19 protein-coding genes are annotated in these 19,958 nt (G+C 56.8%); 14 read left to right on the top strand and 5 right to left on the bottom strand.

Annotated elements, in window-relative coordinates:
* The first annotated feature begins 4 nt into the window (after positions 1 to 4).
* On the top strand, positions 5 to 1,420 hold the full coding sequence (locus ACTG1P_RS21795) for an FAD-dependent oxidoreductase (protein ID WP_042056188.1): 1,416 nt from the start codon (positions 5 to 7) through the stop codon (positions 1,418 to 1,420).
* Positions 1,421 to 1,499: 79 nt separating this feature from the next.
* On the opposite strand, the gene ACTG1P_RS21790 is transcribed toward ACTG1P_RS21795, so the two are convergent.
* Positions 1,500 to 2,078, bottom strand: a complete 579-nt coding sequence (locus tag ACTG1P_RS21790) for an O-methyltransferase (protein WP_440002247.1) — start codon at positions 2,076 to 2,078, stop codon at positions 1,500 to 1,502.
* Positions 2,079 to 2,364: 286 nt separating this feature from the next.
* Between ACTG1P_RS21790 and ACTG1P_RS21785 the strand changes: the two genes are divergently transcribed.
* A complete protein-coding gene (locus ACTG1P_RS21785) occupies positions 2,365 to 3,660 on the top strand; it encodes a DEAD/DEAH box helicase (RefSeq protein ID WP_440002246.1) in 1,296 nt (431 codons plus the stop codon).
* Between the two features lie 99 nt (positions 3,661 to 3,759).
* Entirely contained in the window at positions 3,760 to 4,410 is a 651-nt protein-coding gene (locus tag ACTG1P_RS21780; protein WP_005346760.1) for a DUF2913 family protein, read from the top strand.
* A gap of 94 nt (positions 4,411 to 4,504) precedes the next feature.
* On the opposite strand, the gene ACTG1P_RS21775 is transcribed toward ACTG1P_RS21780, so the two are convergent.
* The 3 genes from ACTG1P_RS21775 to ACTG1P_RS21765 all read right to left on the bottom strand — a co-directional run bounded on the left by ACTG1P_RS21775 (position 4,505) and on the right by ACTG1P_RS21765 (position 7,367).
* Positions 4,505 to 4,744, bottom strand: coding sequence for a FeoC-like transcriptional regulator (locus ACTG1P_RS21775; RefSeq protein WP_005350974.1), 240 nt, complete (start codon positions 4,742 to 4,744; stop codon positions 4,505 to 4,507).
* Positions 4,741 to 7,011: a Fe(2+) transporter permease subunit FeoB gene (feoB, locus tag ACTG1P_RS21770; RefSeq protein ID WP_440002245.1), complete on the bottom strand. Its 2,271-nt coding sequence runs from the start codon at positions 7,009 to 7,011 to the stop codon at positions 4,741 to 4,743. The genes ACTG1P_RS21775 and feoB overlap by 4 nt, the downstream gene beginning before the upstream one ends.
* 128 nt (positions 7,012 to 7,139) lie before the next feature.
* Entirely contained in the window at positions 7,140 to 7,367 is a 228-nt protein-coding gene (locus tag ACTG1P_RS21765; RefSeq protein ID WP_005337384.1) for a FeoA family protein, read from the bottom strand.
* Positions 7,368 to 7,486: 119 nt separating this feature from the next.
* Between ACTG1P_RS21765 and ACTG1P_RS21760 the strand changes: the two genes are divergently transcribed.
* From ACTG1P_RS21760 to ACTG1P_RS21710, 11 genes are all read left to right on the top strand, one after another.
* Positions 7,487 to 7,816, top strand: a complete 330-nt coding sequence (locus tag ACTG1P_RS21760; protein WP_440002244.1) for a translation initiation factor — start codon at positions 7,487 to 7,489, stop codon at positions 7,814 to 7,816.
* Positions 7,817 to 8,075: 259 nt separating this feature from the next.
* Positions 8,076 to 8,633 (top strand): TMEM165/GDT1 family protein, encoded by a 558-nt coding sequence (locus tag ACTG1P_RS21755; protein WP_115521778.1) that lies wholly within the window; start codon positions 8,076 to 8,078, stop codon positions 8,631 to 8,633.
* A 165-nt stretch (positions 8,634 to 8,798) separates the two neighbouring features.
* Positions 8,799 to 9,737, top strand: a complete 939-nt coding sequence (locus ACTG1P_RS21750; protein ID WP_440002243.1) for a DUF2157 domain-containing protein — start codon at positions 8,799 to 8,801, stop codon at positions 9,735 to 9,737.
* The gene (locus ACTG1P_RS21745) at positions 9,730 to 10,734 is read left to right on the top strand and encodes a DUF4401 domain-containing protein (RefSeq protein WP_440002242.1); all 1,005 of its coding nucleotides are present in this window, start codon (positions 9,730 to 9,732) and stop codon (positions 10,732 to 10,734) included. Before ACTG1P_RS21750 ends, ACTG1P_RS21745 begins: the two co-directional genes overlap by 8 nt.
* Positions 10,731 to 11,249: a GDYXXLXY domain-containing protein gene (locus ACTG1P_RS21740; protein WP_440002241.1), complete on the top strand. Its 519-nt coding sequence runs from the start codon at positions 10,731 to 10,733 to the stop codon at positions 11,247 to 11,249. Before ACTG1P_RS21745 ends, ACTG1P_RS21740 begins: the two co-directional genes overlap by 4 nt.
* A 71-nt stretch (positions 11,250 to 11,320) precedes the next feature.
* Entirely contained in the window at positions 11,321 to 12,067 is a 747-nt protein-coding gene (locus ACTG1P_RS21735) for a substrate-binding periplasmic protein (RefSeq protein ID WP_335837456.1), read from the top strand.
* A 130-nt stretch (positions 12,068 to 12,197) separates the two neighbouring features.
* The gene (locus ACTG1P_RS21730) at positions 12,198 to 12,944 is read left to right on the top strand and encodes a substrate-binding periplasmic protein (protein ID WP_440002240.1); all 747 of its coding nucleotides are present in this window, start codon (positions 12,198 to 12,200) and stop codon (positions 12,942 to 12,944) included.
* Between the two features lie 139 nt (positions 12,945 to 13,083).
* Positions 13,084 to 13,839 carry a substrate-binding periplasmic protein gene (locus ACTG1P_RS21725; protein WP_440002239.1) on the top strand — a complete coding sequence of 252 codons (756 nt, stop codon included), beginning with the start codon at positions 13,084 to 13,086 and terminating at the stop codon, positions 13,837 to 13,839.
* Between the two features lie 765 nt (positions 13,840 to 14,604).
* Complete coding sequence (locus tag ACTG1P_RS21720; protein WP_440002238.1) at positions 14,605 to 15,138, top strand: hypothetical protein; 534 nt, start codon at positions 14,605 to 14,607, stop codon at positions 15,136 to 15,138.
* A 550-nt stretch (positions 15,139 to 15,688) separates the two neighbouring features.
* The gene (locus ACTG1P_RS21715) at positions 15,689 to 16,339 is read left to right on the top strand and encodes a hypothetical protein (RefSeq protein WP_440002237.1); all 651 of its coding nucleotides are present in this window, start codon (positions 15,689 to 15,691) and stop codon (positions 16,337 to 16,339) included.
* A gap of 291 nt (positions 16,340 to 16,630) precedes the next feature.
* Complete coding sequence (locus tag ACTG1P_RS21710) at positions 16,631 to 18,301, top strand: ATP-dependent nuclease (RefSeq protein WP_440002236.1); 1,671 nt, start codon at positions 16,631 to 16,633, stop codon at positions 18,299 to 18,301.
* 118 nt (positions 18,302 to 18,419) lie between these two features.
* Here ACTG1P_RS21710 and cysS read toward each other — a convergent pair whose 3' ends face one another.
* Positions 18,420 to 19,796: a cysteine--tRNA ligase gene (cysS, locus tag ACTG1P_RS21705; protein WP_440002235.1), complete on the bottom strand. Its 1,377-nt coding sequence runs from the start codon at positions 19,794 to 19,796 to the stop codon at positions 18,420 to 18,422.
* Positions 19,797 to 19,958 lie beyond the last annotated feature (162 nt).

The raw sequence follows: 19,958 nt of genomic DNA, 5'->3' as shown, positions 1-19,958 counted from the left end.
CCCTATGAGCCAGAACGTATTTCAGTTTATCGATGTCCAGCGGGTTGACCCGCCCAAGAAGCCGCTCAAGATCCGCAAAATCCAGTTTGTGGAGATCTACGAATCCTTCAATCAGCCGCAGGTACAGATGCAGGCGGATCGCTGCCTCGAGTGCGGCAACCCCTACTGCGAGTGGAAGTGTCCGGTCCACAACTACATCCCGAACTGGCTGAAACTGGCCAAAGAGGGGCGTATTCTGGAGGCGGTGGAGCTCTCCCACCAGACCAACAGCCTGCCGGAAGTGTGTGGCCGGGTTTGCCCGCAGGATCGCCTCTGTGAGGGCTCCTGCACCCTCAACGATCGCTTCGGTGCCGTCACCATCGGCAACATCGAAAAATACATCACCGACAAGGCGTTCGAGATGGGCTGGAAGCCCGATCTCTCGAACGTGGTCAAGACCGGCAAGCGGGTCGCCGTCATCGGCGCCGGCCCTGCGGGTCTTGCCTGCGCCGACGTGCTGGCACGCAATGGCGTCACCCCGGTGGTGTTTGACAAGTACCCGGAGATCGGTGGCCTGCTCACTTTCGGTATCCCCTCCTTCAAGCTGGAAAAAGAGGTGATGCAGCGTCGCCGCGAGATCTTCCAGGGGATGGGCGTGGAGTTTCGTCTCGAAACCGAGGTGGGCAAGGACATCACCTTCGCCGACCTGCTCGGCGAGTTCGATGCGGTCTTCCTCGGGGTCGGTACCTACAAGTACATGAAGGGCGGCTTTGCCAACGAAGAGGCGCCGGGCGTCTATGACGCCCTGCCCTACCTCATCGCCAACGCCAACCGCTTGCTGGGGTTCGAGAAGGCGCAAGCCGACTACATCGACTTCGCCGGCAAGCAGGTAGTGGTGCTAGGCGGTGGTGATACCGCCATGGACTGCGTGCGGACCGCCATCCGTCAGGGGGCTGACAAGGTGATCTGCGCCTATCGCCGCGACGAGGAGAACATGCCGGGCTCCAAGCGGGAGGTGAAAAACGCCCGCGAGGAGGGGGTTGAGTTCATGTTCAACCTGCAACCGGTGGCGGTCGAACTGGATGCCAACGGTCGCACCGTCGGCATCAAGGTGGTGAGCACCGAGCTGGGTGAACCCGATGCCAATGGCCGCCGCAATCCGGTGGTCATCGAGGGCTCAGAGCAGGTGTTGGCCGCCGATGCGGTAGTGATGGCGTTTGGCTTCCAGCCCAACCCCCAGCCCTGGATGGCGGAGTTCGGCATCGAGCTCGATAACCGGGATCGCATCAAGGCCCGCGAGCAGGCGGAATATGCCTTCCAGACCAGCAACCCCAAGGTGTTCGCCGGTGGCGACGCGGTACGCGGCTCCGACCTGGTGGTGACCGCCATCTACGAAGGACGCAAAGCGGCCGAAGGGATCATGGACTATCTGGCTGTCTAATCCGACCGACCAAGGCCCTGATGCGCTTTTACTATCAGCCCCGCCCATGCGGGGCTGATTTTTTGTAGCTACCCCCCCCCTACAAACGCACCACCAGCCACTCCCCCTTGCCGACCGGCACCAGCGAGGTGGCAAAGGCGGGATCCTGCGCGACCTCGTTCATCCACTCCACCATCTCGCTGCGATGGGAGATGGCATTATCGACCACCAGCAGGCCGCGAGGCGCCAACAGGCGGCGGATCTGCGGCCACCATGCCCGGTAGTGCTGACGATCTGAATCGAGGAAGATGAGCTGATAGCCGGCTTGCGGCAAGGTAGGCAACAGCTCACCCGCATCCCCAGCCAGCAGGGTGATCCAGGGGGCCAGCCCTGCCCGCTGAAAATTGTCATGGGCCAGCACGCGCTTATCCTCATCCAGCTCAATGGTGGTGACATGCCCCTCCAGCCGACGCACTGCTTCTGCCAGCCAGAGTGTGGAGTAACCATTGGAGGTGCCAATCTCCAGCACCGCCTGCGCCCCACGGGTCTGCACCAGCACTGACAGCAACTCCCCCGTATCGCGGGTGATATTGAGCAACTTGCGGTGGCGAGCCTGCTGCATGCTGTCATTGCGCTCGCCAAGCTGCTCCAGCTGACGTTTTAACTGTTCCAGTTCCATCAATATCCCTTTCGTCCTTGCCCAAAACCGTTAGCCCACCCCCTTGGCTTGGCCTTTGGGAGTCAAATGATTTCTTTCAACCGCCATTCACACCACAAAGGATGAGAAAAGGACAACCATTTGAGGCAGAATTTGTGACGTCTATCTGTTACACTTCGCGCCCGCCATTTTCCGGCTCACTCTCTGACTTGATGTCAGGCGCAGCCGTCGGTGGTTACAACCTCCGTCTCGCTCATGCCGAGCTAACCAAGCCAAACACAGCCCAGCTGGAACACAGGAACCCATTATGAGATTTGAATCGTTCGATTTTGCCCCCGAGATTTTGCGTGCTGTCTCAGATTGCGGTTATCAGGAGATGACCCCTGTGCAGCAACAGGCGATCCCGGCCATTCGCCGTGGCCGCGATGTGCTGGCCAGCGCCCAGACCGGTACCGGCAAGACCGCCGCCTTCGCCCTGCCCATCTTGCAGCGTCTGGTAGACAATCCGGCGCCGGTCCAGCCTTCCAACGCCCGGGTGCTGATCCTGACCCCGACTCGCGAGCTGGCGGCTCAGGTGGCGAGCAACATCAATGACTTCGCCAAGTATCTCGATATCACCACCATCACCATCGTCGGCGGTGGCAAGCAGGACGTGCAGGCCAAGAAGCTCAAAGCGGGCGCTCACATCATTGTGGCCACCCCGGGCCGTCTGCTGGAGCACCTCACCGCCTGCAACCTCAGCCTCTCCTGCGTCGAGTGTCTGGTAATGGATGAAGCGGATCGCATCCTCGACATGGGTTTCAGTGCCGATGTGCAGAAGATCCTGCAAGCGGTCAACAAGACCCGTCAAAACCTGCTCTTCTCCGCCACCTTCTCCGACGCGGTGAAGAAGCTGGCCAACCTGATGCTGGATCGCCCGCAGATTGTCAGCGTCAACAAGCAGAACTCCACCGCCGACACCGTCAGCCACACCGTCTATCCGGTCGAGCAGAAGCGCAAGCGCGAGCTGCTCTCAGAGCTGATTGGCAAACAGAACTGGCAGCAGGTGCTGGTGTTCGCCAGTACCCGCGAGAGCTGTGATGTGCTGGTCGAGGAGCTGAACCTCGACGGCATCAAGTCCGCCGTGGTCCATGGCGAGAAGGCCCAGGGCAACCGTCGCCGCGCCCTGCGCGAATTCATGGAAGGCAAGGTACGGGTACTGGTCGCCACCGAAGTGGCCGCCCGTGGTCTGGACATCCCGGATCTGGAATACGTGGTCAACTATGATCTGCCGTTCCTGGCGGAAGATTACGTCCACCGCATCGGCCGTACCGGTCGTGCCGGCAAGCGCGGCATGGCCATCTCCTTCGTCAGCCGTGAAGAGGAGCGTACCCTGCTGGAGATCGAGGCCCTGATCGGCCAGAAGATCCGTCGCATCATGGTGCCGGGCTATGAGGTGAGCAGCCGTGACGAGCTGATCAAACAGCTGCAGGAGCGTCGCCGCTTCGGCAAGCGTCCGCAGCGTGAAGATAACGCCGTGGCCCAGGTGATGGCCGAAGCCAAGCTGCAGGGTCAGCGCCTCAAGCGTCTGGCCGCCGCCAAGAAGCCCCGTCAGCCGAAATAAGGCGCGCAGACTGCTTTGTTGAACCGCAAAGGCGCCACTGGCGCCTTTGCCATCTCTGTCATCGGTGTTGACCCCTGGAGGTCAACTCAAGGATTGCTTATGACCTCTCCGACCTACAATCAGGCCCTGCTCGAGATGGCCACTCAAAGCCTGGCCGAACTGGCCCGCACCGCCGAGCAAAAGGCGGGCAAGCGCACTCCGGCGCAAGAGAGCCACTTTCTCTGCACCTGGATGGCCGACTCCCTCAAGGAGAAGCGCTTCTCCCGTCTGGTGATGGAAGATTTGAAAGCTTGGGTGCAGCTTGGCCGCACGCTGGGTGCGGGCGCCGATCTCAAGGGATTGCTGGAGCGCATCGCCTTCCAATACCAGTGCGCCATGACCAATCCGCAGCAATTGGGAGCCAAGCTGGCGGCCCTGCTGGAGGATCTGACGGCGGCAGGCTGGCTGGTGCTGACCGAGAGCGAGGTGAACGCCAAGCTGCGCCTGCAATCGGGCGGTCAGGCGAGTCTGGTGGTAAGCCATAGCGAATATGCAGGCCATATCGAGGACGGTGAGCTTGTCAAACCCCTCACCCTCTATGTGCGCGGTGACGAGAAGGTGCTGGCCGAGGCGGCCTTCAAGCACGGCCTGCTGCTGAGCCAGGGCAACAAGAAGACCACCCTGGTCAAACACCACAAGGCCTACCGGCTGATGCCGGACAACGCCCAACCGGCGCTGGCACTGCTGAGCGAGGCTCGCCAGAGCGCCTGATCCCGCCAGTGTGCAGCAATAAAAACGGCAGGCCCTTGTGCAGGGTCTGCCGTTTTTTGTTGTTCGATCTTCGGTGATGAAGTGTGGCTATCGTTTAGCGGATCTTGATGCCAATCTGACCCGCGTCACACCACTCGAACATCACCTCCTCACTCTTGCCGCAGCAACTGCCACCACAAACCCGGCTCTCGCGCTTGATGACCCGCCCCTTGCGCATCCAGACGCCGAGCATGGCCTCCACCGCATCTTCCGAGGTATGGAAATGGCGAGCCAGATCGCGCCGGCTCACCTTCTGCTGCGCGGCGAGGTAATCCCCCAGCTCGCGCAGGATCATAAGGTCACCACCTTGCGGGCGACGATGTCACCGTGACGGCGACCGGCCCACCAGAGCAGTACCAGAGAGAGGCCATAGCTGACGATCCAGAACAGGCTCTGCTCCGGGTGAGCGGCAAAGGTCGCCACCTGATAGAAGAGGGTCGCGCACATAAAGGCCATATAGTTGCACCATACCGCCGTCATCAGCGCCCACTGGCGACCGGTTTCCCGCACCAGCGCGCCCATGGCAGCAGCACAAGGCATGTAGAGCAGCACGAACAAGAGGTAGGCAAAGGCACCGGCCGCCCCGTCGAAGTGGGTCTGCATGTTGCCGTAGGTGGAGACATCGACCTCCTGCGCTTCGGCAGCTGCCTGCTGATCATCCAGCTCACCGACAGACAATCCCATGGGGTCGCTCGGGTTGATCTCCGCCAGATTGGCCGCCACGGCGTCGATCGCCTCGTGGAAACTGGCCACCAGCGAGAACTCGCTCTCCTCCTCTTCACCACCAGCACCGGCGTAGAGGCTGTTAAGGGTACCGACCACCGCTTCTTTGGCGAAGATACCGGTGACGATACCGACCGTGGCCTGCCAGTTGTCATCGCGTACACCGATGGGGTGCAGCACCGGCGTCACCGCCTGGCTGATCTTGCTCAGGACCGAGCTCTCTTGATCCTGATGGCCGAAGCTGCCATCGGTGCCGAGCGAGTTGAGCACGCTCAGCACGGCGACCACCAGCACTATGGTTTTACCTGCGCCAAAGACGAAGGATTTGAGCTTCTGCCAGGTCTTGATGGCAACGTTGACCGGACGCGGCCACTCGTAATCCGGCATCTCCATCAGCATGGAGTCGCTCTTGCCCGGCAGCAGGGTGCTGCGCAGTAACAGGCCGGTGAGCACTGCAACCAGAATGCCGATGAGGTAGAGACCGAACACCAGGTTCTGGCCAGACTCGGGGAAGAAAGCCACCGCAAACAGGGCGTAAACCGGCAGACGGGCACCGCACGACATAAAGGGGGCCATGGCGGAGGTCATCAGCCGCTCCCGCTCGGAGTTGAGGGTACGGGTCGCCATCACCGAGGGGACGGTACAGCCAAAGCCCATCAGCATCGGCACGAACGCCTTGCCCGGCAGGCCGAGACGGCGCATCAGGGCATCCACCACGAAGGCGGCACGGGCCAGATAGCCGGAGCTCTCCAGCACCGCGAGGAACAGATAGAGGCAGCCAATCACCGGAATAAAGGTGGCCACGGTCTGCAAGCCGACACCGAAGCCGTCTGCCAGAATGGCCCCCAGCCACTCGGGAGCATTGATCAGCCCCAGCAGGTGGTGCACCCCATCGACAAACAGGGCGCCGCCCATAATGTCGAAGAAGTCGATAAAGGCGCTGCCGACGTTGATGGCAAACAGGAACATCAGGTACATGACAAACAGGAAGAAGGGGATGCCAATCCAGCGATTGAGCAGCACCCGATCCAGCCACTCGCTCTGGGCCTCGGTGAGCTTGCCCTTCTGCTGACGAGCCTGTTGTACCCACTGGTGGATATGGCCGTAGCGAATATCCGCCAGTTGCAGGTCGATATCCTGTCCCTGATGGGCACGAGCTACCACATTGGCGGCGGCTGCCTGCTGACCGGGCAGCAGGGTCTCCTGCATCACCGCATCCTCTTCCAGCAGGCGCAGGGCGCGGCCACGGGTAGTAAGATGATGCGGGGCGAGCAGGGTCTCCAGCTCCGCCAGATCGGTTTCAAGCTCGTGGCCGTAATCGAGCTGCAAGGCGGCTTGCGGCTGACCGATAAACTGCCGGATCTGCTGCTTGAAGGCGGCAACCTGCTTGCTGTTGTGGGCAGAGAGGGCCACTACAGGGCAACCGAGGGATTTGCCAAGCTTGCTCTCGTCGATGACGATGAGGCGCTTTTGCAGGATATCCAGCTTGTTGAGCACCACCACCATGGGCAGGCCCAGTTCGCGCAGTTGTAGCGTGAGGTAGAGGGAGCGCTCCAGATTGGCGGCGTCGATGACGTTGAGCAGCAGGTCGGGTTGTTGGCCCTGGGCAAAGCGGCTGGCGATCTGCTCGTCCAGACTGCCATCCTGACTGGCCAGGCTATAGATGCCGGGCAGATCCATCAGCTTGAAGTGATGTTCACCCGCGCTGAACTCACCCATCTTCTTGTCGACGGTGACACCACTCCAGTTGCCTACCTGCTGGCGGGCGCCGGTCAGGGCGTTGAACAGGGAGGTCTTGCCGCTATTGGGGTTACCTACCGTTACCAGGGAATAATTCATACCAGCTCTACCTCTATTTTCTTCTGAACCCGCCGCGTGCGTGTGGCAAGCTGCTTTGCAGGTTCGACTTCTTGTCTCTGAACCGCTCCCGGTGACTTTCTTGACCGAAGCGGTAGCCAAACAGGGGGTTATACCGGCTCGACTTCTATTTGCTGGGCCAGACTCTTTTGCATGGAGAGACAGATCCCCTGGCACTGGATCTGGAGCGGGTCCCCCAGGGGGGCGGAGCGCAGATAGATGACTTCAGTCTGGGGCAACAGGCCCATCACCATCAGTTTGCGGCGCAGCGGCCGGGCGAGCTGATTCATATTCTTGATGCGAGCACTCTGTCCCGGTGACAACTGCGTGAGTACCATGACTGACTCCTGAAGTTAAACAATAATAATTCGCTTTTACTTGGGGCATTATAAGCTGTGTCTTCAACTTTTATTTGAGTAAAATCAAACTCCGCTTAGCTAACCCATAAAGTATTGCCATGAGTCACGACAACAACAGCCGCCTCGTTTACAGCACAGATGGCGGCATGATCAAGGAGCAGAGCGCTCCCCAATCCGCCTCCCCCTTCCCCACCGACGGCACCGTGCGCATTCGCCGCGAGACCAAGGGGCGCAAGGGTGCCGGGGTGATCACCATTCATGGCGTACCCGCCGAACAGCAAAAATCCCTGGCCACCCTGCTCAAGAAAAAGTGCGGCACCGGAGGCGGTATCAAGGAGGGGGTAATCGAGATCCAGGGGGATAAACGGGATCCGATCAAAACCGAGTTGGAGAAAGCCGGTTTCAGCGTCAAGCTGGTGGGTGGCTGATCCCCTTGTCACTCATGCGGTTTTTCCCTAGAATGCCCGCTCCCATCGAGGGGGAGTAGTCTCGCACGCCGGTGCCATCCATTGCATGAATATCGGCCTGCGACCCTGATCAACATACTTGGTGCCAAATCACCATGGTCAGGGTGATCCATGTCAGCCATGGATTTGACAAGACCTTTGACGGGCCAGTGCCAATACCGGGGACGGATGGCGCAGGCTTGTCTTTGGTTTATAACAATTCCGTCCCCCGGTCATTTTTATGGAAGCCTTGTTAACCTCAACCCTCAGCGTCGCTATTGCCGAAATCGGCGATAAAACCCAGCTGTTGGCGTTGCTGCTCATCTGCCGTTTTCGCAAGCCCTGGCCCATCATCACCGGCATGCTGGCGGCTACCCTGCTCAACCATGCGGGCGCCGCCTGGATTGGCGAGTTCATCAGCCGCTGGCTCGATCCCAAGATAATGACCTGGCTGGTCGCCATCGCCTTTATCGCCATGGCTATCTGGATTTTGGTGCCAGACAAGATGGATGACGAGGAGAGCTCGCTGGATAAATACGGCCCCTTTATGGCCACCTTCGTGCTCTTCTTTATTGCCGAGATTGGCGACAAGACCCAGATCGCCACCGTATTGCTGGCCGCCAAATATGACTCGCTGGTGCAGGTCATTACCGGTACCACCCTCGGCATGATGCTGGCCAACGTGCCGGTGGTGCTGATCGGCAAGCTGGGGGCGGACAAGCTGCCGCTCAAGGGGATCCGCATCGCCTGCGCCATCCTCTTTGTCGGCCTCGGGGTGAGCACCCTGATCTTTGCCTGATGGCCCGTATCCGATGACCAAGCCCTCCCCTGCGGAGGGCTTTTTTGTTTGCTGCTTTGTCTAGTGCGTAACCCGCTGTCGCAACCACCAGCCGCAGAGCCAAGGGACAGTGCACGGTTGCGGGTGCCTCATGCCATAATGGGGCAAACCTCGTGGAGTCCCCCCATGCACAACGTATCAAGAGAGACGCTTCTCGAATGGGTCAAACAGGGACGGCTGGCGCCAGAGAAGCTGGCGGACGCCCTGACCCTCGCCGATCTTCCCCCCCATCCGGCGCGCTGGCAGTGGCTGTTTGACCAGCTGCTGCTCTGGCTCGGAGCCCTCTGCATCGGGGCTGGCCTCATCTTCTTCGTCGCCTTCAACTGGCAAGAGCTGGGCCGGGTCTCCCGCCTCGCCCTGCTGGAGGCACCGCTGCTCGCCATGCTGCTTCTGCTGTCGCGCAAACCGCTGGGGGATACCCCCCGTCAGGCGCTGCTGCTCGCCATCGCCCTCAATATCGGCGCCCTGCTGGCGCTGGTGGGCCAGACCTACCAGACCGGCGCCGATCCCTGGCAGCTGTTTGCCACCTGGGCGCTGATGCTGGTGCCGCTGGCGGTATTTGGCCAAAGCCCCCTGCTCTGGACCTTCAGCTGGCTGCTCGGCCAGCTGGCGCTGGTGCTCTACTGGCGGCTCGGCCTGTTCACCCTCTTCTTTACCTTCGATGAAGAGGGTTTGGGCTGGTGCCTTACCCTGCTCAACGCCGCCCTCTGGGGTCTGCTTCTGCTGGCACCTGCCAGCTGGCGCCTGATGCCAAGCTGGCTGGCGGGTCTGGCTGCGGGTCTGGGGGCCACCCTGCTCACCCTGCTGGCGCTGTTTGATGCCGCCTCCCCGCTGGTGTGGCCGCTCTGGCTTGGCTGGCTGGCCGCGGCCTATGCCCTGTGGCACCACAAATTTATCGCCGGACTCGCCATGGGGTGCCTCAGTCTGATTGCCGTCATCCTCGCGGCGCTGGGCAAGTGGATGGAACCCGACATCAACGGCTTCTTGCTGCTGAGCCTGATCGCCATCGGCCTTTCTGTCACCGCCGCCCGCTGGCTGCAACAACAACGGAGGTCTCATGAGTGATCTGACCCTTTGGCACGCGCTGCAACAGGCCAATCTGGTGGAAGGGGAGATGCCCCGTGATACCCAACCTCACTGGTCGAGCCGTTTTATGCTGGGGCTGGTGGGCTGGATTGCCGCCCTGTTCCTGCTTTTTTTCCTGTTTCTCACCTTCGAGCAGCTGACCCGCGAGGCCAACAGCGCCCTGTTGCTGGGAGCTGTGCTGCTGGCGGGGGCCTACGCCCTCAATCGCAGCCAAAGCGGCGATCTCTGGGATCAGTTCGTGCTGGCACTCACCCTGGCGGCTGATGCCTGGCTGCTCTATGGCCTGATCGATCAGATTGACTATCATCACGCCCTGCTCTGGTTCGGCCTTGCCCTGCTCTCGCTCACCATCGCCGTGCTGTTCGAGCACTGGCTGGTGCGGCTGTTTCACAGCGTGGCAGCGGCCCTGCTGCTCACCCTTGGCCTCGCCTGCCTCGGGCTGCAACTGCTGGCCCTGCCGCTGGTGATGGCGGCCATCACCTTCTGCTGGCTGCGGGCAGATAGGGATCCAGAGCGCCACCAGCTCTACCACTCCATCACGCTGGGGCTGGCTCTCTCGCTGCTGGTGCTGGGCCGTCTGCACCACCCGCTGTGGGATGGCGGCAGCAGCGTGCTGGACGAGCTGGGGCTATCGCGCCTGCCGCTCTGGCTCAATCCGCTGATCTGCGCTGCCCTGCTGCTGGCGGTGATGGTGAAACTCAGGCTCCCCCTGCTATTTGGCCTGCCGCTGGTGCTGATCAGCGCCATCATCCCCGGCATGGGAGCGGGCGCACTGGTGCTGATCCTCGGGTTTTATGCTGGCAGTTTGGGGCTGATGACCCTCTCGGCCCTGCTGCTGCTCGGTTATGGCTCCCTCTATTACTACGATCTTGGGCTCACCCTGATGACCAAATCCTGGCTGCTGCTGGGCTCCGGCATCCTGCTGCTGGGTGCCCACCAGCTGCTCACCACCTTCGCGGCAAGGAGCGATTCATGAAACCCGTCACCCGACAACTCGCCCTGTTGCTGAGCGGCCTCGCCATCCTGGCAGGCATCAATGCCACCGTCTGGCGCTATGAGCACGCCATGAGCAGCGGCGAAGTGGTGCTGCTGCGGCTCGCTCCGGTCGATCCCCGCTCCCTGATGCAGGGGGATTACATGCGGCTCAACTATGAAATTGCCCGCGAGCTGACCAGCCGCGACGCCCGTACTACTCAAAACAAGGGCAGCAATACCCTGGTGATCCGCCTCGATGCCCATCAGGTGGCCACTCTGGTGGCCGATGGCAAACAGGATCGGCTCGCCAGCGATGAGCGGATATTGCAGGTGCACCAAAGCGAGCGGCAGTGGCAGATTGGCCCCGATGCCTACTTCTTTGAAGAGGGCTCGGGGGAGCAGTACGAAGCGGCCCGCTACGGCGAATTCCGGCTGCAAGCGGATGGCAAGACCCTGCTGGTGGGGCTGCGGGACGAGGCCTACCAGCCCATCGGGCAGACTCGCGCCCGCTGGTAACGGCAGTGAGTGGCTATTTACGCTGTTCATGGTCACACTCAAGGGAAGGTTGATCGCTAAGGATGTTCCCAATGAGGATATGGCTGATCTGTCATCTGTTGCTGCTCTGCTGGGCCTCGACGGCCCGGGCTGATCTGGGCAAGCTCGAGTACCTCACCGAAGAGTACCCCCCCTACAACTTCAGCGATCCGCAAGGCCAGCCCACCGGCCTTGCGGTCGATCTGCTGCAGATGATCTGGCAGCACAGCGGCGTGACACCCCAGCCGGTGCGCATCCTGCCATGGGCGCGAGGTTATTACTTGCTAACCCAGAAGCCCAACGTGGTGCTCTTCTCCACCGCCCGCACCCAGGCGCGGGAAGATCTCTTCAAGTGGGTCTGCCCCATCGGCTACTCGGAGTACATACTGCTGGGCCGCAAAGCGCAGAACATCACCCTGACCGCCTTCGCTCAGATGAGCCAGTACAAGATCAGCGCGGTGCGCTCGGACGCCGCCGAGCAGCTGCTGCTCAACAACGGCATGGATGACAACAACATCATCCCGGCCAACCGCCTGTCGCAGGGGTTGAAGATGTTGCTCTCCGGCCGCGCCGACCTGCTCGCCACCAGCAAGCTGGCGGGATATGACGCCATCCGCGAACTGAAGCTGAGCAGCGACGACTTCAACGTGGCCATGGTGCTGAGCGCCGAGCAGCTCTGCTACGCCTTTAGCCGTCAGGTGCCAGACAGCGAGATCACCCTCTTTCAGCAGGGCCTGACCCGCGCCCTCGCCTCGGAGGAGTTTCGCAAATTGCAGGCCAAATACCTGCCGGTGCGCTGAGTACTCACTCACCCGATGGGCAGCGGTTCGCTGCCCCTTTTATTGATGAAAGATGCAATAGAGGTGGCTAGCTATTCCCGCCGCAAGCAGTCAAACTGGGCTACATAGTTGATTGCGAAGGATCTTTCCCGTGCGGACATGGCACCTACCTCATCTGCTACTGCTCTTGTGGGCCACCTTCGCGCAGGCCGATCCGGGCAAGCTCGAGTATCTGAGCGAAATCTCTCCCCCGTTTAATTTCAGCGACCAGCAAGGGATGCCAACCGGATTGTCGGTAGAGCTGATGCAGCTTATCTGGAAAGCGCGGGGCGTGTCGCCCCAGCCCATCCGCATTCTGCCCTGGGCCCGGGGCTACAACCTGCTGCAACAAAAACCCAATGTGGTGCTGTTTGCCACCGCCCGCACCCCGCAGCGGGAAGCGCTCTTCAAGTGGGCCTGCCCCATCGATCACTCGGAGTTTGTGCTGCTGGGGCGCAAGGCGGACAACATCACCCTCGGCTCGGAGGCCGAGATCAGCCGCTACAAGGTCGGCGTGGTGCGCTCTACCGTCTCCAAGCAGCTGCTGCTCGAACGCGGTATCGATGAGCGCCAGCTGATGCTGGCCAATCGCCTCACCCAGGCGGCCAAAATGCTCGCCTCAGGTCGCGCCGATCTCTTTGCGACCAACAAGCTCGCGGGCTATCAAACTTTGCAGCAACTGGGCTTCAAGCCGGATGACTTTCATGTCGCCTTCGTGCTGGATGCCAGACCGCTCTGCTACGCCTTCAGCCGTCAGGTGCCCGACAGCGAGGTCGCCCTCTTTCAGCAGGCGCTGACCCACGTCGTCGCTTCGGCGGATTTCTCGGCCCTGCAAGCCAAATACCTGCCGCTGCGCTAACGCCCTGATCGCCGCCGACATTGGGCGCAGGATGGCGGCCGCCCCTCGCGCTTTTTTGCCAAACATGCTCCGTCACCTTGGCGAAATCGGTCAGCTTGGTCACACTTGAGCAGATATTCCCTTGATCAGGATGGCAAAAATGAAACCATGGATTGGATTGGCCGGGGCGCTGCTGGCCACCCTCGCACAGGCGAGTCCTGAGCTTGGCAAACTGCACTACATCACAGAAGAGTACAAGCCCTACAACTACGCCGATGCTAGCGGCGCCCCCACCGGCCTCGCGGTCGAGCTGCTGCAACTGGTGTGGAAAAAAACCAATACACCGGCGCAGCCCGTCACCATCATGCCGTGGGCGCGCGGTTACTACCTGCTGACCCAAAAGCCCAATGCGGTGCTCTTCTCCACCGCCCGCACCCAGGCGCGGGATCCCCTGTTCAAGTGGGCCTGTCCCGTCGGCTATATCGAAGTCGTGCTGGTAGGGTTGGCCGAGCGCAATATCACCATCACCAAGCTCGACGATGCCAAGGCGTTCAATATCGGGGCGGTGCGGGCCGATGTGGGGGAGCAACTGCTGCTCAACAACGGCTTTGACGAGACCAAGCTGATGACTGCCAATCGGCTATCACAAGCGCTCAAGATGCTCACCTCCGGCCGGGTTGATTTGCTGTCAACTCACAAGACCACCATGGAGATGCTGGTCGCAGAGCAAAAGATCGACCCAGCCAGCTTCAAGGAGCAGTGGGTGCTGAGCTCGGAGCAGCTCTGCTTCGCCTTCAGCCATCCGGTGAGCGACGAGCTGGTCAAGGAGTTCCAGACCGGCTTGACCCAGGTGTTGGCGAGCAGCGAATACCCGCTGCTGCACAGCAAATACTTCCCTACCCCCACCGCCAAATAGCGGCGAGGCGTCGAACGCCAACAACAAGGGGCCCACCGCGGGCCCCTTCGCTTTTTACCGTTTGCACGCCTCTTGCGGCGTCACCCCACCGCCCTGCCACTGCCAAGCCCCGACAACCATCAACTAATCGATAATTAATAAAAGTTTGTGCCAGCGCAAAAAACCACTCTTTTCTGATAGTTAGCTCATCAAAACCATAGATAAGACCACTCTGGCTCCGTAATATGGCAACGGGCGTCTGTTGACCCCTTTTCCGAGATCAATGGTCAACGGCGCAATCTGGTAGCGACAGTCAGGGGCGGTAGCCACTTTAGCGGAGACCAGCCGGTCTCCCGCGCCAAGGTGCGAGGGTTGCACCCTCGACGGGCGTACCCGTCAGCCCCCGGGGCTATGCCCATGCCCCCATGCGGATACGACGCTTGGGGCAATTTGTAAGGTCGAATCGGGTCGAATGGGGTCGAGTAGGGTCGATTAGCGAAGCGTAATCGTCCGCAGTAACCATCCCCTCCCCCTGCGGGGGAGCGGTAGGGTGCAATAAGCGCAGCGCATTGCACCAAGGTAACCGTCCCCTCTCCCCTTGCGGGAGAGGGTTAGGGGTCGGTAACGTCATTGCATAGCGGAATATCGCCCCCCTAATTGGCATGGCTTCGCCATGCAGGACGAGAAGGTTATGCCCTAGCCGGGAGGGCTTATGAAAGATAAAAATGTAGAGTGCATTTAAAGCTATTAATCTTATATTTTTTTAGCACTAAGGTTTATAACAACATGCAAATATCAAATTTAATAACAAAAATTGAAAACAATGCATTTTCTGAGAAAGAACTGATTAACTTATTCAACAACGCAACATCAAATAATAAGATAAGTGAAGAGGATAAAGCACTTCTTATTTTCTCTATAGAGAAAAATACTCGCCTTCGATTTCCAAAGTCAGCAAAAAGAATTTTCGGTGCCAAGGAATCTTTTGCAGAAAGTAAACTCGACAAACTATACCAAGATTTATGCAAAGAATTCAATTTAAGTAATAATCAGCTTAAGAATGGCGTAAAAACTGGTGGGTTAATGATATCAGGTGAATTTTATATCGATGTTTACATGTCATATAAAAACATCGAAAATCATGGTGTAGCCATAACCCTTACACAACCAGACATAGAATCCGAATTAACTGTCACAGTAAAACGATACAAAACTTACGGTAGTGACTCCGGCACTATTAATATGCATGAGAGCAACATGGATGATTTTGATAATTCCGCACAAGTATATAAAGCATACATTCAGGAATTAATTCAATAGTTTAATAAAGGTGCATAAAACAGTCCGCCATCTCGGTAACCGTCCCCTCTCCCCTTGTGGGAGAGGGTTAGGGTGAGGGGGTAGGTAACGTCTCTGCCCTGCAACACGGTATTTGGCATGGCTTCGCCATGCAGAACGCGAGGACTCCGTCCTCGATGGGATTTCGCCGCCGCTACGCGGCTTGGCGAGTGACTTTTCTTTGCGTGGCCAAAGAAAAGTCACCAAAAGAAAGGCCACCCCCACTTGTTCGCCCTCCTGCGTCGGGTTCCCTCGGTTCAGGCAAAAGGTCTGGCGGAACGACGCAGACGGTACATCCCTGTACCGCCTGCGTCTGCGCCGTCGTCCATGACGGCGCTCCTGACCTTGTGCCCTCACCTCGGCGAACAACAGGGGGCAACACCCGACCCGTAGCCCCGAGGAAAATATCAGACACAGGATTCATGCCAATCTGAGATAGAAGTGTAATTCACTTCGTTCATTACACCCTACGATATACACCGATTTCCATTGCATTATTTCCTATCAGACAAGATACATTTTCGAGATTGATATGAGCAACAGCCTAATTGATAATTTGAAATCGTTTAACCGAAAAGAGCGGTTTTACCTAATTGGTCAAATGCTGGGAAACCCAGAATTTCGCATGGATGACAAACAGCTTGATGAAATATCAAAGCTAATAGAAGTCAAAATTCCCAGAGAATACTTTTCGGCCATAGATTATCACCTTGACTGGATCTATGTCAGCTTGTTTCTCACCCAAGATCATGGTGAAAAAATATTTCCACGAAACTTCATCGATAATAATAAAAAGGTTGATTTGCAAATATCAGGCACTCAAGAGGATGTAGACTTTCTCCTTGCCTTCATTGATCCCGAAAATAAAACCCATATAGTGATGATTGAAGCTAAAGGCGATAGCTACTTTAGCAATGGTCAGCTAGATAGTAAAAACAAACGATTTAAGGCTATTTTTGGTAAGGAAAACACATGGCCAAATGTAAGGCCTCACTTCATAATTTGCAGTCCTAAAAAGCCACAAAAGATAAACATAGAAGAACCAGCCTATTTTATGTTTAAAAACTTTACATTACCTTGGCTTGAGCTCGATATGGGTAATGGAAAAAACAAAGTTACTCGATGTGATAAAGAAGGTGAACCATATAACAATGGTGAGTATTGGACAGTTGAAAATCGCTGATGGTGTTTCGCTGCCACGTGTTCGCCCTCCTGCGTCAAGTTCCCTCGACTCACCCGTTTGTCCGACGGCACGAGGACAGCTAACGCCCCCGTTCTTTCAGTAAGTCGTCTTATAATGCATGCTCAATAGTGAGCTATCAAACTGTGTTAACACCTTAACCCCCCGAACGTCAGATTACGCTTCGCTAATCTAACCTACGGCCCAAAGCTTCCTCTTGGAATAAAAGGAAGCTGAAATTTTCTTGGCTCTGCGTCACCCAATCCACTAAAAATAAAAACAGAGAAGAAATTAATGAAATTACTTGATGTGCGCATATCTAACTATCGAAGCATAAAGGATGAGCAACATATTATTTTTGACACATCCACCACTTTAATTGGACCAAATAATTCAGGAAAAACAAATACATTACGTGCAATTGCACTTTTATTTAGCGGATACGATAACAAATTTTCATATGACAGGGAAAGAGACCTTCCGGTAGATCGACCAACAAAGCAGACATCTGTTATTGGAACTTTCGAGATCCAACCAGAGGAAATCTGGTTTTGGGAGAAATTTGATCGCTTACATGAACTGCATGGAACACAGCGAGATGGCAATATAGTAACACTTTACTTGTATTTCACAGCAACGAACACTCCAGTCTATAGCTTCTTTGCTAATATAAAAAGACCAAATGATCGAAAGAATGACTATTCTAGAGTTCTAAGATCTCTAGTCACAGAGTTAGTCGATAAGCATAATGTGATATATATACCAAGTGAAAAGAGCATCGTTGACTTGTACAGTCAACTGCTAGCTCCAAGAGTTAGTGAAAAAGCATCAAGCATACTATCTTTAGCAATAGAAAACCTAAAAGATGAACTAAGGAATATTGGAAGCTCGATAAGTCAAACATTGAAAAAATCAGGCATATCTGAATCAACTGTGCAGCTTGAAGTTCCTGGCGACAATCTAAGAAATATCGTAGGTGAATTCAGCATTTCTGTTACAGATACAGTTAAGACAAATTATACACAGAAAGGGAGAGGTCTTCAGGCAGCAATATTTTACGCTAGTCTCAACTGGGTGGATGAGAGAATAAGAGATGAAGGTAAAATACCATTCTGGCTAATAGAAGAACCTGAGAGTTATATGCATCCAGAATTAGCAAAAAATTGCAAATACATGCTTGCAATGCTCGCAAATCACAGCATGGCTGTAATAAGTACGCACTCAATGCAATTTTTACCACGCGAGCCAGCAGGCATACATAGCTTCATATTAAAAGATTCAGCAACAAGCATAAAACGGCATGTGAAGTACGACGAGGCTTGCAATGCACTCAAAAAATCTCTTGGCCTTAGATTCAGTGATTACTATAGCTTAGGTGATAACAATGTATTACTAGAGGGTAAATGGGATGCATATGTAATACGTGAAACCTTAAACCACATTATCTCATTATCAGGTATAAACTTACCCTATCTTTCTAACGCCGTTCTTATTGAAAAAGATGGGGTAAGTGGTTTGGTTGGCTTCTTACGCGCCGTTTATGATCATGTTAGAAAAGAAGTTGCTGCGGTAACAGTATTTGATGGAGATGATGCTGGGGTTCGTGCACGCAAGGAATTACAAAGATTTTTCAGTGGGCGTGGAGAGTTTCAACCGAACATAGATTTCGTGTCAGTTAGGATGGGTTACCCCATGGAGGGAATATTTCCAGATGAATGGATTAAAGAGTGCAACCAAGAGAATCCTAACTGGTTTAAATCTTGGAGCGTAGATGCAGCAGGTATAGTCGAACCGTTCGAAGTTGATGATAATAAGAAAGAAAATTATGCAAAATTCATGTGCTCCAAGGTTCTCGCAGAGAGTGACTTATCCTCGCTGGCAATGATGGTTAATTTATACTCTGTTGTGGACAAAGCCCTTGAGGCACAACATAAAAAACTTTCTCAAATAGAGAATCAACAATAATAAATTTATACTGAACTGGTGTCATTACTTCACGCCCACAAAAAAACCGCAGCCCAAGGGCTGCGGTTTTTTTATTCGCTCAACCTGTTGGCACCAGACGCCAACAAGGCCACCAGCCTTAGGCACGGCGCCAGCTGGTCTTGCCGGCGCTGTCTTCCAGCACGATACCCATCTCGGTGAGACGGTTACGGGCGGCATCCGCCGCGGCCCAGTTCTTGTCAGCACGGGCCTGATTGCGCTCGGCGATCAGGCGCTCGATCTCGGCAACCTCTTCGTCCGCTTCGTCACCCTTCAAGAAAGCCTCGGGGTCTTGCTGCAGGATGCCGAGCACGGCGCCCAGTTCGCGCAGACGGGCGCCCAGCGCGGCGGCAACGGCCATGTCTTCACCCTTCTGGCGGTTGATCTCGCGAACCAGATCGAACAGGGCGGAGTAGGCTTCCGGGGTGTTGAAGTCGTCGTCCATTGCCTCTTTAAAGCGAGCCACCTGCTCGTCGCCACCGACAGCGGCCGCCACCGGCAGATCGCGCAGGGCGGTATACATGCGCTCCAGCGCGGCGCGGGCTTGCTTGAGGTTATCTTCCGAGTAGTTGAGCTGGCTGCGGTAGTGGCCAGACATCAGGAAGTAACGGACGGTTTCGGCGTCGTAGTGAGCCAGCACATCGCGGATGGTGAAGAAGTTGCCAAGGGATTTGGACATCTTCTCTTTATCCACCATCACCATGCCGCTGTGCATCCAGGTGTTGACGTAGTTGCCACCGTGGGCGCAGCAGGACTGGGCGATCTCGTTTTCGTGGTGCGGGAACTGCAGGTCGGAGCCGCCGCCGTGGATGTCGAAGTGGTTGCCAAGGTGCTTGGAGTTCATGGCGGAGCACTCGATGTGCCAGCCAGGACGGCCCGGGCCCCAGGGGCTTTCCCAGGTCGGCTCGCCGGGCTTCGACATCTTCCACAGCACGAAGTCGAGCGGGTTGCGCTTGGCATCGACCACGTCAACGCGGGCACCGGCTTGCAGCTGTTCCAGATCCTGCCCGGAGAGCTTGCCGTAGTCGGCGTAGGATTCGACGATAAACATCACATCGCCGTTATCCGCCACGTAGGCGTGCTCTTTTTCCAGCAGGGATTGCACCAGCTCGATGATCTCTTCGATGTGCTGGGTAGCGCGCGGTTCGATATCCGGGCGCACCATGCCGAGGGCATCGAAGTCGGCGTGCATGTCGCCAATCAGACGCTCGGTCAGCTCGTCGCAGGTCACTTGGGTCTCGGCGGCACGCTTGATGATCTTGTCATCCACGTCGGTGATGTTGCGCACGTAGGTAAGGTCATAACCGGCGTAACGCAGGTAGCGAGCCACCACATCAAAGGCGACGAAGGTGCGGCCGTGGCCGATATGACAGTGATCGTAGATGGTGACACCACACACATACATGCCCACCTTGCCCGGGTGGATAGGTTTGAATTCTTCTTTTTGACGAGTGAGTGTGTTGTATATCTTCAGCATCTTCTAACCACTGCCTGTGAGTAAAATGGTTGGTCATAATACCCCGTTCAGGGGCAGAAAACGAGGCAGAAAAGAGGGCCAATCCCGCCTGCCAGCACGGTTACGGCGCCTGAGAGACTATGCCGCCAGCCCCTGATGGGCTAGAATTGCCACCACTTTATG

Origin of the sequence: Aeromonas sp. 11P (assembly GCF_051920165.1) — a bacterium.
Taxonomy (GTDB): Bacteria; Pseudomonadota; Gammaproteobacteria; order Enterobacterales; family Aeromonadaceae; genus Aeromonas; species Aeromonas veronii.
Note: the sequence above shows the minus strand (reverse complement) of the source record. Positions and strands in the feature narration are given on the sequence as shown.

Bases quoted from the DNA above. Each gene is read 5' to 3' on its own strand.
- ACTG1P_RS21740 (WP_440002241.1), top strand. From the start codon at position 10,731: ATGAAACCCGTCACCCGACAACTCGCCCTGTTGCTGAGCGGCCTCGCC.
- feoB (WP_440002245.1), bottom strand. From the start codon at position 7,011: ATGAATTATTCCCTGGTAACGGTAGGTAACCCCAATAGCGGCAAGACC.
- ACTG1P_RS21735 (WP_335837456.1), top strand. From the start codon at position 11,321: ATGAGGATATGGCTGATCTGTCATCTGTTGCTGCTCTGCTGGGCCTCG.
- ACTG1P_RS21775 (WP_005350974.1), bottom strand. From the start codon at position 4,744: ATGATCCTGCGCGAGCTGGGGGATTACCTCGCCGCGCAGCAGAAGGTG.
- ACTG1P_RS21745 (WP_440002242.1), top strand. From the start codon at position 9,730: ATGAGTGATCTGACCCTTTGGCACGCGCTGCAACAGGCCAATCTGGTG.
- ACTG1P_RS21765 (WP_005337384.1), bottom strand. From the start codon at position 7,367: ATGGTACTCACGCAGTTGTCACCGGGACAGAGTGCTCGCATCAAGAAT.
- ACTG1P_RS21795 (WP_042056188.1), top strand. From the start codon at position 5: ATGAGCCAGAACGTATTTCAGTTTATCGATGTCCAGCGGGTTGACCCG.
- ACTG1P_RS21780 (WP_005346760.1), top strand. From the start codon at position 3,760: ATGACCTCTCCGACCTACAATCAGGCCCTGCTCGAGATGGCCACTCAA.
- ACTG1P_RS21710 (WP_440002236.1), top strand. From the start codon at position 16,631: ATGAAATTACTTGATGTGCGCATATCTAACTATCGAAGCATAAAGGAT.
- ACTG1P_RS21760 (WP_440002244.1), top strand. From the start codon at position 7,487: ATGAGTCACGACAACAACAGCCGCCTCGTTTACAGCACAGATGGCGGC.
- ACTG1P_RS21755 (WP_115521778.1), top strand. From the start codon at position 8,076: ATGGAAGCCTTGTTAACCTCAACCCTCAGCGTCGCTATTGCCGAAATC.
- ACTG1P_RS21720 (WP_440002238.1), top strand. From the start codon at position 14,605: ATGCAAATATCAAATTTAATAACAAAAATTGAAAACAATGCATTTTCT.
- ACTG1P_RS21785 (WP_440002246.1), top strand. From the start codon at position 2,365: ATGAGATTTGAATCGTTCGATTTTGCCCCCGAGATTTTGCGTGCTGTC.
- ACTG1P_RS21715 (WP_440002237.1), top strand. From the start codon at position 15,689: ATGAGCAACAGCCTAATTGATAATTTGAAATCGTTTAACCGAAAAGAG.
- ACTG1P_RS21725 (WP_440002239.1), top strand. From the start codon at position 13,084: ATGAAACCATGGATTGGATTGGCCGGGGCGCTGCTGGCCACCCTCGCA.
- ACTG1P_RS21750 (WP_440002243.1), top strand. From the start codon at position 8,799: ATGCACAACGTATCAAGAGAGACGCTTCTCGAATGGGTCAAACAGGGA.
- ACTG1P_RS21790 (WP_440002247.1), bottom strand. From the start codon at position 2,078: ATGGAACTGGAACAGTTAAAACGTCAGCTGGAGCAGCTTGGCGAGCGC.
- cysS (WP_440002235.1), bottom strand. From the start codon at position 19,796: ATGCTGAAGATATACAACACACTCACTCGTCAAAAAGAAGAATTCAAA.